This window comes from Fibrobacter sp. UWT3 (assembly GCF_900230125.1).
GTDB lineage: Bacteria > Fibrobacterota > Fibrobacteria > Fibrobacterales > Fibrobacteraceae > Fibrobacter.
In genome coordinates this window covers 204,107-218,219 of record NZ_OCSS01000001.1, presented here as the reverse complement: position 1 = coordinate 218,219, position 14,113 = coordinate 204,107, and the positions used below count along the sequence as shown (strand labels likewise).

General features: G+C 49.8%; 14 protein-coding genes. 11 read left to right on the top strand and 3 right to left on the bottom strand.

Annotated features, from left to right (window positions below):
* Positions 1 to 157 precede the first annotated feature (157 nt).
* The 10 genes from CRO08_RS00910 (at position 158) to CRO08_RS00865 (ending at position 6,728) form a co-directional block, all read left to right on the top strand.
* The gene (locus CRO08_RS00910) at positions 158 to 1,123 is read left to right on the top strand and encodes an IS110 family transposase (protein WP_097034697.1); all 966 of its coding nucleotides are present in this window, start codon (positions 158 to 160) and stop codon (positions 1,121 to 1,123) included.
* A 339-nt stretch (positions 1,124 to 1,462) separates the two neighbouring features.
* Complete coding sequence (locus tag CRO08_RS00905) at positions 1,463 to 1,747, top strand: hypothetical protein (RefSeq protein WP_141398179.1); 285 nt, start codon at positions 1,463 to 1,465, stop codon at positions 1,745 to 1,747.
* 26 nt (positions 1,748 to 1,773) lie between these two features.
* Entirely contained in the window at positions 1,774 to 2,247 is a 474-nt protein-coding gene (locus CRO08_RS00900; protein WP_097034695.1) for a hypothetical protein, read from the top strand.
* A 39-nt stretch (positions 2,248 to 2,286) separates the two neighbouring features.
* Entirely contained in the window at positions 2,287 to 2,616 is a 330-nt protein-coding gene (locus CRO08_RS00895) for a transposase (RefSeq protein WP_097034692.1), read from the top strand.
* 17 nt (positions 2,617 to 2,633) lie between these two features.
* The gene (locus CRO08_RS00890; RefSeq protein ID WP_176495014.1) at positions 2,634 to 3,482 is read left to right on the top strand and encodes an IS3 family transposase; all 849 of its coding nucleotides are present in this window, start codon (positions 2,634 to 2,636) and stop codon (positions 3,480 to 3,482) included.
* A 145-nt stretch (positions 3,483 to 3,627) separates the two neighbouring features.
* Positions 3,628 to 4,053 carry a triacylglycerol lipase gene (locus tag CRO08_RS00885; protein WP_097034693.1) on the top strand — a complete coding sequence of 142 codons (426 nt, stop codon included), beginning with the start codon at positions 3,628 to 3,630 and terminating at the stop codon, positions 4,051 to 4,053.
* 55 nt (positions 4,054 to 4,108) lie between these two features.
* Complete coding sequence (locus CRO08_RS00880) at positions 4,109 to 4,438, top strand: transposase (RefSeq protein WP_097034692.1); 330 nt, start codon at positions 4,109 to 4,111, stop codon at positions 4,436 to 4,438.
* Positions 4,439 to 4,455: 17 nt separating this feature from the next.
* Complete coding sequence (locus tag CRO08_RS00875; protein WP_176495013.1) at positions 4,456 to 5,304, top strand: IS3 family transposase; 849 nt, start codon at positions 4,456 to 4,458, stop codon at positions 5,302 to 5,304.
* Positions 5,305 to 5,360: 56 nt separating this feature from the next.
* Complete coding sequence (locus CRO08_RS00870) at positions 5,361 to 5,609, top strand: hypothetical protein (protein WP_097034690.1); 249 nt, start codon at positions 5,361 to 5,363, stop codon at positions 5,607 to 5,609.
* 84 nt (positions 5,610 to 5,693) lie between these two features.
* Complete coding sequence (locus CRO08_RS00865) at positions 5,694 to 6,728, top strand: hypothetical protein (RefSeq protein WP_141398176.1); 1,035 nt, start codon at positions 5,694 to 5,696, stop codon at positions 6,726 to 6,728.
* 113 nt (positions 6,729 to 6,841) lie between these two features.
* On the opposite strand, the gene ileS is transcribed toward CRO08_RS00865, so the two are convergent.
* Positions 6,842 to 10,039, bottom strand: coding sequence for an isoleucine--tRNA ligase (ileS, locus tag CRO08_RS00860; RefSeq protein WP_097034688.1), 3,198 nt, complete (start codon positions 10,037 to 10,039; stop codon positions 6,842 to 6,844).
* A 276-nt stretch (positions 10,040 to 10,315) separates the two neighbouring features.
* Between ileS and CRO08_RS00855 the strand changes: the two genes are divergently transcribed.
* Positions 10,316 to 11,707 (top strand): sugar porter family MFS transporter, encoded by a 1,392-nt coding sequence (locus CRO08_RS00855; protein ID WP_097034687.1) that lies wholly within the window; start codon positions 10,316 to 10,318, stop codon positions 11,705 to 11,707.
* Positions 11,708 to 11,837: 130 nt separating this feature from the next.
* Here CRO08_RS00855 and CRO08_RS00850 read toward each other — a convergent pair whose 3' ends face one another.
* Positions 11,838 to 13,103 (bottom strand): carbohydrate binding domain-containing protein, encoded by a 1,266-nt coding sequence (locus CRO08_RS00850; RefSeq protein ID WP_097034686.1) that lies wholly within the window; start codon positions 13,101 to 13,103, stop codon positions 11,838 to 11,840.
* Positions 13,103 to 13,951: a TIGR02147 family protein gene (locus CRO08_RS00845; RefSeq protein ID WP_097034685.1), complete on the bottom strand. Its 849-nt coding sequence runs from the start codon at positions 13,949 to 13,951 to the stop codon at positions 13,103 to 13,105. The genes CRO08_RS00850 and CRO08_RS00845 overlap by 1 nt, the downstream gene beginning before the upstream one ends.
* Between the last annotated feature and the right edge of the window lie 162 nt (positions 13,952 to 14,113).

The window sequence follows — 14,113 nt, the reverse complement described above, 5'->3', positions numbered from 1 at the left end:
GGCTCGGTAGCGCTAGACGCAGTGCATGACATTGGGACCCATCTCCCTCAACCCAGGACCCCGAACAAGTATGCTGGCAAAACGCAGATGCCGAATACCTTTGGACAATGGGGCGTGGGGTGATTACCCGTTAACAATATAGCAAAGGAATCTTAAAATGGAAACATGGGTCGGCATTGACATCTCCAAGGACACTTTCGACGCAGCCTGGATTATGGACGGCAAGAAGAATCATCTGAAGCTGGAAAATAGTTCCAACGGTTTCAAACGTCTTCTGAACGAAGTGCCGGCTGAGTCCCGTTTTGCGATGGAAGCTACAGGAGAATATCACCTGAACTGTGCCAGATACCTATCCAGCCGCGGAAATCCGGTTGCTGTCTTGAACCCATTTGCCGTGAAAATGCATATGCAAAGCGACCTCAGGCGTTGCAAGAACGACAGGGCCGACGCCTATTCGATAGCGAAATTCGCAGCGGAAAAGAATACCGATTGCTGGACATGCCCGACAGACGACGAAATAAGGCTCAAGCATCTTGATGCCGTTATAGACAACTTGCAGAAACAGATCCGTCAAAGCAAGAACATACTGCATTCGCTAACCCAGGTCAATTTACGAGACGACCAGGCCGTTTCCATCATCAAGAAAACAATATCCAGTCTGGAAGCCCTCATGGAAAAAGCCAGGAACAGGCAACTTGAAATGGTCGAGACCGGCAAGAAAGAAGAAATCGCCTTGGCATGCTCCATTCCCGGGATCGGTCTGGAAACATCGCTGAAGTTTTTCACACACGTTGGGAACATCGAAAGGTTTGGCAGTTCCAGAAGCCTGATTTCCTGGATAGGCCTGACTCCACGGAATGCACAATCAGGGACAAGCATCCATAAAAACGGAAGTATTTCGAGAATGGGCTGCACAAGGCTGCGAGGGCAATTCTATATGTGTGCAGTCGTCGCGATAAAATACAATCCTGATTGCAGGTCATTCTATACACGATTGAAGGAATCGGGCAAGCCTAGCAAAGTAGCCTTGATTGCAGTGGCGAACAAGCTGCTTCGACAACTTTATGCAGTCCTTACGAAAAAAGAGGCCTATGTACCAAATTTTTGTACAAAAGCCTCTTGACATTTAATACAGTATGTCATGACCGTGCAAGCACGGTCGCGACTCTCGCCTTACGCATTTGTCGTCTTCGAGGAACTTCATTTCGCGAACGTTGAGTTCTTCTTTTTTGGGGCGTTCCCCACCTTGGTGGGTCGGGCTATATTTTATGGGTTGCCCGGTTCACTCCGTTCCCGCCCAACCTCATAAAACGGCGCCTCAGCGCCGCCCCAAGGGTCACTATCCCTAACGCGGACGCGCTCAGCCTACCAAAAATTAAAAAAACGTCCCGAGAATACGTGTCTAAAAATTTACTTGACAATGTGTGTTTTTTTTTACATTTCCCAAAAAAAGGAGTTTGTTATGGCCAAAATAAGCTGGAGCAAGGCGGAAGAATACATTTTTTCTTTTTTATGCTTCAAGCAATATGTGGTCCCATCCCTTACTGTAGAAGAATTTTTGGATTTCGCTCACAAAAGCTTACCACGATTACCCAAAGCCTCCTTAAAGGCAAAGCTTTCGAATGTTAAGCATCTGTTGGATGCAAAAAACATATCGAATACCATTCCTCTTAAACCATTGAGGAATTTCGCAAAAGCAAATGAAGAAGCCATAAACGACTTGATAGATTCTTTGAAATTAAGGTAATTTCCATTAAAAATAGAGAACTTACAATGTCTGGGAAAATGTATCAGTGCTATTATTGTGGTCGATGGATAAAACCAGCTTTTTTGGATATTGGAAATTCTGGCTTTTACGCACTACGCCCTACGTGTCCGGCCTGTCGTAGAAAAAAAAGCGAGAAAGCGAAAAGACAATTTAACGAAGGTGTACAAGATATAAAAAACTCCTTTAAAGGTCTTGAAGACTACTTTAAAGGAGTTGAAGAAGAAGAACGTCGGCGACAGGCCGCTTTTGATGCATTGAGCGACGAGGAAAAAGCAGAATTGGCCGTTAAAGACGAGGGTGCTTCTCTTTTTGCTCTATCAATCCTTGCAGGAATAATTATTGGCATTGCTCTAGCCATAATAGCCTATGTCAACGATATGAGTTGGCCAGTGGCTCTTGGTGGCTTGCTTGTTCCCGGAGTCCTTTTTGGAGTTCTGAACAAGTGGACCATGCAGGAGTTTAATAAGAGGGTAGCATAAGCTACTATATTCATTGCGCAACCCCCAAAAGGTAAAACAATGGCAAAAATCAACTATAGCTCCGAGACAAGGGAACAGGTCATCAAGCTGGTCCTGAAAGGCGAAAAGTCAGCAAACCAAATAGCCAAGGAACTCGGAATCGGGCCCAATACAGTCGGTCGGTGGGTAAACGAGTACCGCAAGGAACACAACCTGCCGAGCTACCGCGAGGAACGGCGAATCCGCAAGGTGTCCGTCGAGGAACTCGCCGCCAAGAACAGGGAACTGGAAAAACTCCTGAAGAAGCGTGAAAAGGAGCTTGCGGACGAGAAGGAGACGGTAGAGATCCTAAAAAAATCCCTGCACATCTTTATGCGACCACACGACTGAAATGCGAGGCGATACACGTGAACCGCAAGAAATACTCAGTCAGGAAGATGTGCAGAGCCCTAGGAATACCGCAGTGTTCCTACTACCAGTGGTCGCGCCAGCAGGAAAAACGTGCCGAGAAGAAGGCCCGCGAAGAACGGCTTGTCCAGAAGGTCCGCGACACCTTCGAAGAAAACCACCGCGTGTACGGTTGCCCGAAGATGCTGGCGGCACTCCAAGACAAGGGTGTCGAGGTAAAGGTGTGGAAACTGCGCCGCATCATGCGCGAGAACGGGCTCTATCCAGTCACACTCAGGAAGTGGAAACCCTACCGCAAGGGCAAATGCGACGCCATGTACAGCGAGAACCTGGTGCAGCGTAAGTTCGATCCCGACAGCCTGAACGCCGTCTGGGCCGGCGACATCACCTACGTCAAGACTACGCTTGGCTGGGTGTACCTTGCCGTGGTGTTGGACCTGTGTAACAAGGAGGCGGTGGGCTACGCCGTAAGCAAGAACATCGACACGGAACTTGTCAAGCGCGCGTTGTCCAATGCCATCATGCAACGCGGCCATCACGACGGGCTCATCTTCCATTCCGACCGCGGCGTGCAGTACAGTAGCATGGGTTACCGCACGATGCTCTCGGAGAACGGGATAACGCCCTCGATGAGCGCACCGGGCTGCCCCTACGACAACGCCTGCATGGAAAGCTTCTTCGCAAGCTTCAAGAAGGAGATGGCCTACAGGCGTGACTTCAAGGACATCGAAGACGTGCGGGAGGCCGCTTTCAGGTATATCGAGCTGTTCTACAACCGGAAACGGCTCCATAGTTCGCTGGGATACATGACTCCGGTTGAATATAGGCTGTCAAAACAGGCTGCCTAGACCACAAGGGTATACCACTTAACAAGAAAAAAGGATATATTTTAACTTAACCGGTAATGAATATGGTTGTTCATGAACCCACTATTAAAAAAACTACAAATCCACTGGATGGACCGAAAAAAAAGATTATGTAAAAAAATCATATGTGTATAATTGGCGGTCTTTCTCAAATCCGGCGAATACTTCCCATAACAACGCCTATGAATTGGGGGATAGAACTTGGAATAAGGATAAAACATTTGGTAAACGTCGGGCACTCGTTGAAGAAGCCCAAGAAGTGAAGGCTTGGTTTGTAGTAGATCCAAATGATACTTCGAAGAACTTACATGGTCAAGAAGCTCTTGATTCTATGCACAATCATCCAGATTTATTCCGTCAACTTGCATCCCGTTATATTCTAATTGCTCACAGCATGGGCGGTGTCGTTTCCCGCGAGTATGTACAGGGCAACTTCTACAATGGAGATGTGGACAAGATTGTGACGCTTGATTCTCCACACGAGGGCACGGGTGCGTTGAACATGTTGATTGAAAAGAGTATAAGAGAAGAATTGGACCATGCAGGAGTTTAATAAGAGGGTAGCATAAGCTACTATATTCATTGCGCAACCCCCAAAAGGTAAAACAATGGCAAAAATCAACTATAGCTCCGAGACAAGGGAACAGGTCATCAAGCTGGTCCTGAAAGGCGAAAAGTCAGCAAACCAAATAGCCAAGGAACTCGGAATCGGGCCCAATACAGTCGGTCGGTGGGTAAACGAGTACCGCAAGGAACACAACCTGCCGAGCTACCGCGAGGAACGGCGAATCCGCAAGGTGTCCGTCGAGGAACTCGCCGCCAAGAACAGGGAACTGGAAAAACTCCTGAAGAAGCGTGAAAAGGAGCTTGCGGACGAGAAGGAGACGGTAGAGATCCTAAAAAAATCCCTGCACATCTTTATGCGACCACACGACTGAAATGCGAGGCGATACACGTGAACCGCAAGAAATACTCAGTCAGGAAGATGTGCAGAGCCCTAGGAATACCGCAGTGTTCCTACTACCAGTGGTCGCGCCAGCAGGAAAAACGTGCCGAGAAGAAGGCCCGCGAAGAACGGCTTGTCCAGAAGGTCCGCGACACCTTCGAAGAAAACCACCGCGTGTACGGTTGCCCGAAGATGCAGGCGGCACTCCATGACAAGGGTGACGAGGTAAAGGTGTGGAAACTGCGCCGCATCATGCGCGAGAACGGTCTCTATCCGGTCACGCTCAAGAAATGGAAACCCTACCGCAAGGGCAAATGTGACTCCATGTACAGCGAGAACCTGGTGCAGCGGAAGTTCGATCCCGACAGTCTGAACGCCGTCTGGGCCGGCGACATCACCTACGTCAAGACTACGCTTGGCTGGGTGTACCTTGCCGTGGTACTTGACCTATGCAACAAGGAGGCGGTGGGTTATGCCGTGAGCAAGAACATCGACACGGAACTTGTCAAGCGCGCGTTGTCCAATGCCATCATGCAACGCGGCCATCACGACGGACTAATCTTCCATTCCGACCGTGGCGTGCAGTACAGCAGCATGGGCTACCGCACGATGCTCTCGGAGAATGGGATAACGCCCTCGATGAGCGCCCCGGGCTGCCCCTACGACAACGCCTGCATGGAAAGCTTCTTCGCAAGCTTCAAGAAGGAGATGGCCTACAGGCGAGACTTCAAGGACATCGAAGACGTGCGGGAGGCCGTTTTCAGGTACATCGAGCTGTTCTACAACCGGAAACGGCTCCATAGTTCGCTCGGTTACATGACACCGGTGGAATATAGGCTGTCAAAACAGGCTGCCTAGACCACAAGGGTATACCACTTAACAAGAAAAAAGGATATATTTTAACTTAACCGGTAATGAATATGGTTGTTCATGAACCCACTATTAAAAAAACTACAAATCCAAAGTGGGTGGGTCGTGGCGTACGCTGCATTTTGGCCGCAGTCGTGATATTCATCCCCATAGGAATTGTCGGAGCTATTTTTGGCTATTTCTATGAGTGCGTCGCCAATGCGCTTATATGTTGCGGCATACTCAGCGTAATCATTGCAATGGTTCTCGAAATTTCAGGCAAACTAAAAGCAACCGGAAAAGGAATGCTTTAATTATAATCAGCAAGAAAACTGAAATTCTTACAATCATCCATTAAACAAACTTTTCAAAAAAAACAATCCAAGGAGATGGACGCGATGGGAATGCTTGACGATTTAAAAAAGATGCATGATGACATGCAAAACTATATGCAAGAAAGAGAACTCGATAAAAGAATATCGGAAAATGGCTCCGAATATAAAATGTATAATATGTCCTTAAAGGGATTCCCATATATTTATCCGAGCGATCTATTTGAAACTTTTCGAAGGAAGGTGACAGATACATACAACCAAAGAATGGAAATTCTTTCAGAAATCAGCAATTTGGAAAAAAAGAAAAAGAACTTTCTTTCTTGCGGGTGTATGAGTGTCGGTGTTTTTATTGTGGCAGCGGGTATCAGCTGTTTAGCCAAAAGCTTTTATGCAGTTCCTGTGATTTTTTTCAGTTTGATGACGCTGTTGATTATATTGGGTTTTATATTTTCTTCGAAAATTAAGGAACTTAAGAATTCTTTAACGGAAAAAGAAATCTTCCTTGATTTGAATTTTGCTCAAGAGGACTATCTTCAAAAATTTAAAGATGCTCAAAAAACATGGACAGATGTAAGTAAATCGGATGCTGTTTACTTAGTAGGAAATAGGGAAGAAATTGAAGATCGCGTCAGAGAACGAACCAGTGCGGAAGCACGAGTTGACAGAACTCGACTTGGAAATCTTTTGGCAGACACGACTTTCGTCAATTCATCTCTTTCGCCTATTGTGTTCAAATCTTCAGGAGACGGATATATTCAGGTCTTTCCCGGTTTAATAATTGCAGCGTCTGACAATCCCAATTATGAGCCGAACCATATTCGGGTATGCTTGTGGAACGATTTGATTGTTGATTTGTTCTCAGTAAGATTTGTAGAGAATGAATATTTACCCAAAGATGCTAATGTGGTAGATTACACTTGGAAGTATGCAAATTTAGATGGTTCTAGAGACATGCGTTACAATGACAATTCTAGAATTCCAATTGTTAAATATGAGGAAATTTCGGTGTCGGCCGCCGAATGCAAAACTGCATTCCACATCAGTAATGAAAGTTTCGCACTGAAATTCTTTGAAAAAATGGCGGCTTTGATTTCGTGATGAAGTCGTTGGTAATTACGTAAACATTGGTTGAATAGAAATTACATTTTGAGCATCAAAAAAAACTCCCCACGAATTAACGAGGGAGTCTTTTTGATAGCTAAATTATTCGTTTATCTAACAGCTTCGACTGCAACCTTTTCGCCGTCAGCATCAGTATCCTGTAAACCAGTTGCAGAATCCTTCCACACGATAGCGTTTGCCTGAGTTTCACCCTTGATGTAGGATTCGTTTTCGGTTACAGCCTGTTTCAGCACTTCACTTTCAGAATAAAGTTCAATGCTGATGCGATCTGTAATGGCGAAATCTTGGTCCTTACGGCGATTTTGAATACGATTAACCAATTCACGAGCAATGCACTTACGACGAAGTCTGTCAGACACCGTCAAATCAAGAGCAATCGTGAAATGTTGGTTCGCTTCGACTGCCATACCTTCAGGAACTTTTCGTTGAATAAGCACATGCTTAGAAGTGTATTTCACATCAGAGCAGAAAGCACTTGTAACAGAGCCGCCGTTCTGAAGATTGATAATATCACTTGAACTAAAGCCAGAAATTTCCTGCTGGAATTCACGCATCGGATGTTGTCCGAAAAGCGATGCGAAATCAGACTTGATGTTCAAGAAGTTGGGTTTAGCAGAACATTCAACTAAACTTGATTCGTCTTCTATGAACTTCATTTCTTCGACATTGAGTTCTTCGAGGATCAAGTCCTTCATCGTTTCAGCAACATTCTTTTCTTCGTTACCGTGAGCAACGACCGTCATGCTAGCAATCGGCATACGGTTCTTTACGTTGTTCGTTGCACGAATCACGCGGCCCATTTCAACCATGCCACGCACCATGGCGATGCGTTCCACGAGCTTTTCGTCCATGAGGGACTTGTCGGCGCTCGGGAATTCGCAGAGGTGCACGCTCACCGGAGCATTGGCGTCCACTTCGCGAACGAGAATCTGGTAGATTTCTTCGGCAAGGAGCGGGAGGAACGGGGCGAGAATCTTGGAGAAGTCCACGAGCACCTTGTACATGGTGGCGTAGGCGGCGTTCTTGTCGCCATCGTTTTCGGACTTCCAGAAACGACGACGGCTGCGGCGCACGTACCAGTTCGTGAGGTCATCGACCGCGGCAATCACAGCAGGCACAACGTTGTACAGGCGGTAAGCCTTCATTTCCACTTCGACCTTGGCGGCCAAATCCTGCAAGGTTGCAAGCATCCAGCGGTCAAGTTCGTTGTCGCTCTTGACTTCCTGACCCGGCTTCCACGTGAGCTGGCCCTTAGCGGCGTCGGCGTTGTGGTTCGAGACAAAGAATGCAACAGCGTTCCAGAGCGGCAGCATCACCTGCTTCACGATGCCCTTCACGCCTTCTTCGCTGAAGCGGAGGTCTTCAGCCTTGAGGGCTGCGGAGTTAATCATGAACAAACGAATGGCGTCGGCACCCGTGCGTTCGATAAGGTCGTTCGGGTCCGGGTAGTTGCGCTTGGACTTACTCATCTTGGAACCATCTTCGGCCAAGATAATACCGTTCACGATCACGTTCTTGAAAGCGGGCTTCTGGAACAGGGCGTTCGAAAGCACCGTCAGCGTGTAGAACCAACCACGGGTCTGGTCGAGGCCTTCGGCAATGAAGTCAGCCGGGAAGCTGCGTTCCACGAGTTCCTTGTTTTCGAACGGGTAATGGCGGCTGGCATACGGCATGGAACCGGATTCAAACCAGCAGTCGAACACTTCAGGCGTGCGGCGGTAAACCTTGCCGTCCTTTTCAATCGTGAGCTTATCGACAAAGTGCTTGTGCAAGTCGTCGAGCTTGACGCCAGTGAGCTGCTGCAGTTCTTCGATGGAGCCCACGGCAATCATGTCGCCGTCGTCGCTGAGCCACACCGGAATCGGCGTACCCCAGAAGCGGTTACGGGAAAGGTTCCAGTCGCGGGCGCCTTCGAGCCACTTGCCGAAGCGTCCGTTCTTGATGTGGTCCGGAACCCAGTTCACGGTCTGGTTGTTTTCGACCATCCATTCCTTCAAAGTCTTGGTCACGCCGTCCTTGCTCGTGACAGGCGCATCAATCTTCAAGAACCAAGTCTTGAGGGCGCGGTAAATCAGAGGAACGCCGGTACGCCAGCAGTGCGGGTAGCTATGGACAATCACGTCCTGCTTGAACACGCGGCCCTGTTCCTTGAAGTAGCGGATAATTTCCTTGTCGGCTTCCTTCGCACCGAGGCCCTTCCACATCGGGACCTTGTCGGTGAACTTGCCTTCGGTATCCAGCGGGTCGAAAAGGCCGAGGTCGAGTTCGGCGCCCTTCTGGAAGTCTTCTTCACCGAAGGAAGGAGCGGTATGCACGGCGCCGGTACCGTCTTCGGTACTCACGTAGTCGGCGGGGTAAATCTTGTAGTGGCGGGACAGCTGGTCCGGCGTCACGAACGCGTCGGAAATGCGGGAAAGCGGCTCGTAGTCCTTGCCCACGAGTTCGGAACCCTTGCAGGTATCGACGATGTTCGGGTTCTTGAAGTAGGCGGCGGTACGGCTTGCGGCAATCCAGTACTTCTTGCCATCCTGTTCCACCAGGTTGTAGTCCATGTCCGGGCCCACAACGATGCAGAAGTTGGAGTACAGCGTCCACGGGGTCGTCGTCCACACGAGGATGCTCGTGTCCTTGAACTTGGGCTCGTTCGAGTTAATCGGGAAAATCAGCGTGAGGGACGGGTCCTGACGGTCCTTATAGCCCTGGTTCGTTTCGAAGTTCGAAAGCGGGGTCGCGAGAGCCGGGCTGTACGGCTGGATGCGGTAGCCCTGGTAGATGAGGCCCTTGTCAAAGCACTGCTTGAACACCCACCACACAGATTCCATGAAGTTCTTGTCCATGGTCTTGTAGCCCTTGTCGAAGTCGACCCAGCGGCCCATGCGGCGAACGGTCTTCTTCCATTCGCTGGTGTACTTGAGCACCTTGCCGCGGCAAGTTTCGTTGAACTTGTCGACGCCAAGCTTCTGGATTTCGGCAACGCCAGCGAGACCGAGTTCGTTCTGCACCAAAGATTCAATCGGAAGACCGTGGCAGTCCCAACCGAAACCGCGCGGAACCTTCTTGCCCTTCATGGTCCAGTAACGCGGAACGATATCCTTGATGGTACCGGCAAGCAAGTGACCGTAGTGCGGAAGGCCCGTTGCAAACGGAGGGCCATCGTAGAAGGTATAGGGTTCAGTTTCCGGACGGGAGTCCAGCGACTTCTTGAACGATTCATCCTTGTCCCACAAGCCGAGCACGCGCTCTTCTATTTGTGGAAAGGTCTCTTCTTTCTTTACTTCACGAAACATTTTTGAACCTCGGAAGGGTATTGCTAGACGATAGACGAGCGGTTCGACAGGCTCACCGACCTTGTAAGATCCCTGAGCTTGCCGAAGGGATTGCACAATCCATCGCCAACGCAACCTAACGTTAAATTTTCGGGTTCAAATTTAGCAATTTAGCAGCGAAGCCCCTTCCCTATTCCAACTTGGAATATCGTTTTGCGCTATTTATTCTTTTTATAGTGGCTTTTTTGCCCATATTCAAATAGTTTACCTTTAAAGCAATTCAAAAAAGGAGACTCAATGTCAAAAGACAATCCGCATATGGGACATATCGTCCTGATTACGCTCTCCGCCGCCATTGGCGGATTCCTGTTCGGTTTCGACTCCTCCGTCATCAACGGGGCAAACGGAGCCCTGAAGGCGCACTTCAACGCGACGGATTACGAGCTCGCCTGGGCCGTTTCGCTCGCACTGATCAGCGCCGCCATCGGTGCATTCTTTGCAGGCCGCATCGCCGACGCCTTCGGGCGCGTGCGCTGCATGCTTTTCGCCTCGGACCTGTTCTTGATTAGCGCCATCGGTTCCGGCATTCCCTTCGGCATATCTGACTTTATCCTGTGGCGCGTCATTGGCGGTTTTGGTATCGGCATGGCAAGCATCATCGCCCCAATATACATCGCCGAGACTGCACCCGCCCACCTGCGCGGGCGACTGGGTTCCATGCAGCAGTTCGCCATCGTGATAGGCATCTTCGTGGCGCTCCTTTCGAACTACCTCATCGTGCAAATTGCAGGGGCAGCAAACAACACGATAATCGGCAGCGTCAAGGCATGGCAGGTAATGTTCTGGGTCGAAATCATCCCGGCTGTACTCTACGGGTACGCCGCCTGGAAACTCCCCGAATCGCCGCGTTACCTTATCCACAAGGGGTTCACCGACCAAGCCAGGGACGTGCTCGCGAAGATTAACCCCGAGGGCGTCGAAAAGGAAGTGGAAATCATCCAGGCTTCCTTCAAGAACAAGAAGCAGCCCAAGTTCACCGACCTGCTCGAAATCATCAACGGCAGGGAGCGCATTTCCCCGATTCTGTGGGCGGGCCTCGGGCTTGCAATATTGCAGCAGCTGGTGGGCATCAACGTGATTTTCTACTACGGCACGATGCTCTGGCAGAGCGTGGGCTTCGGCGAGAGCGACGCATTCCTCACAAGCGTGATTTCGAGCGCCGTAAACCTGGTAATGACCGTAGTCGCCATATTGCTTATCGACAAAATCGGGCGCAAGCCGCTCCTGCTAATCGGTAGCATAGGCATGGCCGTAACGCTCAGCACGCTCACGATATGCTTCATGAGCGCGGGTGCCGACGGAAGCCTTCCGGGAATGGCTGCCGTAATTGCCCTGATTGCGGCGAACCTCTACATTACCTTCTTCGCGGCAACTTGGGGCCCGGTCATGTGGGTAATGCTCGGTGAAATGTTCAACAACCGCATTCGCACCATCGCCATCGCCATCTGCGGGCTTGCACAGTGGTTCGCTAACTTCGTGGTTACCTGGACGTTCCCGGTGCTTACCGGCAAGGACGGCATCGGCGTGGGCCCGACATATGCCATCTATTCATTCTTCGCCATCTTCAGCATATTCTTCGTGGCAAAGTTCATCAAGGAGACGAAGGGCAAGGAACTCGAAGATATGTAGCGAGGAAACGCAGCGCGAAGAATCTTTGCGCAAAGAAATATAACGCAAAGAAATATTGCGCGAGTCAATCAAAAACAACAGAAAGGCCGGCAGAAAAATCTGCCGGCTTTCTCATACACCAAACTTTCGGTTATTCCTCGATACGGTAGATTTTCACGTCCTTGATGTAGAACGTGCGTTCCATCTTGCCGAGGTTCAGTTCGAACCTTGCAAACGGAGTGCTTTCGCTCGGGGTAAATTCCTTCTCGAACGACTGGCCGGTCGTTTTCACAATCGGGTGTTCCATGAAGCCCACTGTCTCGTAGTCATCGTAGGTGCCAATGCGGGCGGTAATCTGCCCTTCCACATCGGACCAGATGGTAAACACGCACTTGTACTTCTTTTTCGCGACAAGCGCAATGTCTTCCTGGATAAGCTGTACGCTATAGGACTTGTTACCGCCACTGGTCACGACCACCTTCAGGTAGCGATCGCCGCCCTTTTCCTCTACCACGTTGGCTGTCGCCACGCCGTTCATCTGCGTGAAGAAAATCCAGTGAGCCATGCCGTCGGCGAAATTGCCGTTCTCTATGGTATTGTCGCTCATGGCGCCGACAACGCCGTCCCAGATGTCCTTGACGAAATCCTCGCCCTCGTTGCCCTGGGCATCTACGAAGTCGTAGCGCAGCGGGCGGAAGGCCGATACAAAGTTGTTGTTGAGGGCATTCCACAACGCCGTATTGTTGGCATTGTTGAAGTAGATTGTCCCGTCTTCGTCAATTTCGGCCTTGGTCAGGTCCAAGCCCTGTACAAAGTAACGCACGCGGAAAATCACAGACAAGTTCGCAACGGAATCGGACACGCGTTCAATCTGCGAGAAGTGGTAGCGCAGCCTTACCCTCTGGAATCCGTTCAGGTCGTACACGAACGGGACATACTTGCCGTCAATCAGTACCCGACCGCGAATAGTGGACTCCGCCCCTTCAGGCTTGAACGACACGCCTATTTCTTTCAGGTAGCCCTGATCTTCGAGGTTGATGTTCTTGAACGGTTCCTCCACCGAGGAGCCTTCCGTGAACGAAACGGGCAAGGAAGTTTCCGGAGAGTCTTCCTCGGGCCAGATCGGCAAGCCTTCGGTCGGATCGATGGAAACTGCAACGTAATAACTGGAATAAGAACGCACCTCGAACAGAGACATCGAGAATGAATCCAGCAACACCGGTTCATCCTTCGCGGCGGACTTCAAGAGGGCATTTTTTTCAACTTCGGAATAATCCACAGAAAAATCCGCAGTGAGCGCGAGCGCCGGGTTACCGATTTCGATACCGGCAATAGGATCGGAGTTACCGCCGGAAGAACATCCGACGACGGCAAGCAAACCCATCACGCAAACAACTATGGACCAAACAAAACGCATTATACTCCTCGAGTAAGCGGAAACAGTTGTATGTTCACCTGAACCACATCGTCCGCTTCGCCAGGCTTTGCGGAGAAATCTAGTAGTTCTTTGCGCATGAGTTGGATATGTTTTTTCAAATTGGGGAAATCTGAGCGCTTGATACTGAACGTTAGTGCAGATATATCGCGTTCTGCACTCGGGAGTTCATTCATCATGTTGGCCGAGATGCGCAACATCTGCTGGTGATAGAGTTTCACCATCATGTCCTGCACTTCGTCTTCGGTCGTGAGCATCGGGTCGCGCTGGCGGTAACCGTTGGCGGTCTTCACCAGGAGGCCGAGTTCCATAAGGAGGTCAAAAGATTCCTGCACCTGCGAGGGCGTGACCATACCGCGGAGCTTGCGACTCACCCAATCGGGAATCGGGCGGAAGCCCTTGAGGGCCACCATCTCGAGGATGACGGAGTGGTGCCATTCGCGGAAGATGCGGAACTGCGCCTGGTCCATCTTGTGCAGCTTGGAGCGCGGGCTCGCCTTGAGGAGCTGCGCATAGTATATCTGTTTTTCGGTGTCGTTCTGGGCCTGGTTAAAGAACACCAGGCTTTCGAAATAAGCGGCACGCTGCTTTTCGAGACCTAAACCCTGGATGAGCTTCAGTACGGTCCCTTTCGTGATGTTCCGCTTGCCGTCGATGGTAAGCTTCAAATGGGCGTGGCTCGACAGCCCTGCCTTCTCAGCGAAGAAACGCAAACTGAAAGAGGGCTGCGTCTTTTTCTTGTATTCGTAGTAATCACGGAGATACACACGAAAATTGGTGTACTGCAGCACATCCGGTTCAGTTAAAATTATTTTCTCACCATTGTCCATGCCTATAAGATAGCAGAATGTAAGTTTCAGGAACAAAAAAATTTACGTTTTCGTGTTTACCCAAGAAACCAGGGGAGTCATTAGTTGTTAGTTATTAGTTATTAGTTGTTAGTTATTAGAGTTGCGGGTTTAAGACTGTTTATTGCGGGTTTTAGGCCGTTT

Excerpts from the sequence above, each read along its gene's own strand:
- CRO08_RS00905 (WP_141398179.1), top strand. The coding sequence starts at position 1,463 with ATGGCCAAAATAAGCTGGAGCAAGGCGGAAGAATACATTTTTTCTTTT.
- CRO08_RS00910 (WP_097034697.1), top strand. The coding sequence starts at position 158 with ATGGAAACATGGGTCGGCATTGACATCTCCAAGGACACTTTCGACGCA.
- CRO08_RS00845 (WP_097034685.1), bottom strand. The coding sequence starts at position 13,951 with ATGGACAATGGTGAGAAAATAATTTTAACTGAACCGGATGTGCTGCAG.
- CRO08_RS00850 (WP_097034686.1), bottom strand. The coding sequence starts at position 13,103 with ATGCGTTTTGTTTGGTCCATAGTTGTTTGCGTGATGGGTTTGCTTGCC.
- CRO08_RS00865 (WP_141398176.1), top strand. The coding sequence starts at position 5,694 with ATGGGAATGCTTGACGATTTAAAAAAGATGCATGATGACATGCAAAAC.
- CRO08_RS00895 (WP_097034692.1), top strand. The coding sequence starts at position 2,287 with ATGGCAAAAATCAACTATAGCTCCGAGACAAGGGAACAGGTCATCAAG.
- ileS (WP_097034688.1), bottom strand. The coding sequence starts at position 10,039 with ATGTTTCGTGAAGTAAAGAAAGAAGAGACCTTTCCACAAATAGAAGAG.
- CRO08_RS00880 (WP_097034692.1), top strand. The coding sequence starts at position 4,109 with ATGGCAAAAATCAACTATAGCTCCGAGACAAGGGAACAGGTCATCAAG.
- CRO08_RS00900 (WP_097034695.1), top strand. The coding sequence starts at position 1,774 with ATGTCTGGGAAAATGTATCAGTGCTATTATTGTGGTCGATGGATAAAA.
- CRO08_RS00870 (WP_097034690.1), top strand. The coding sequence starts at position 5,361 with ATGAATATGGTTGTTCATGAACCCACTATTAAAAAAACTACAAATCCA.
- CRO08_RS00855 (WP_097034687.1), top strand. The coding sequence starts at position 10,316 with ATGTCAAAAGACAATCCGCATATGGGACATATCGTCCTGATTACGCTC.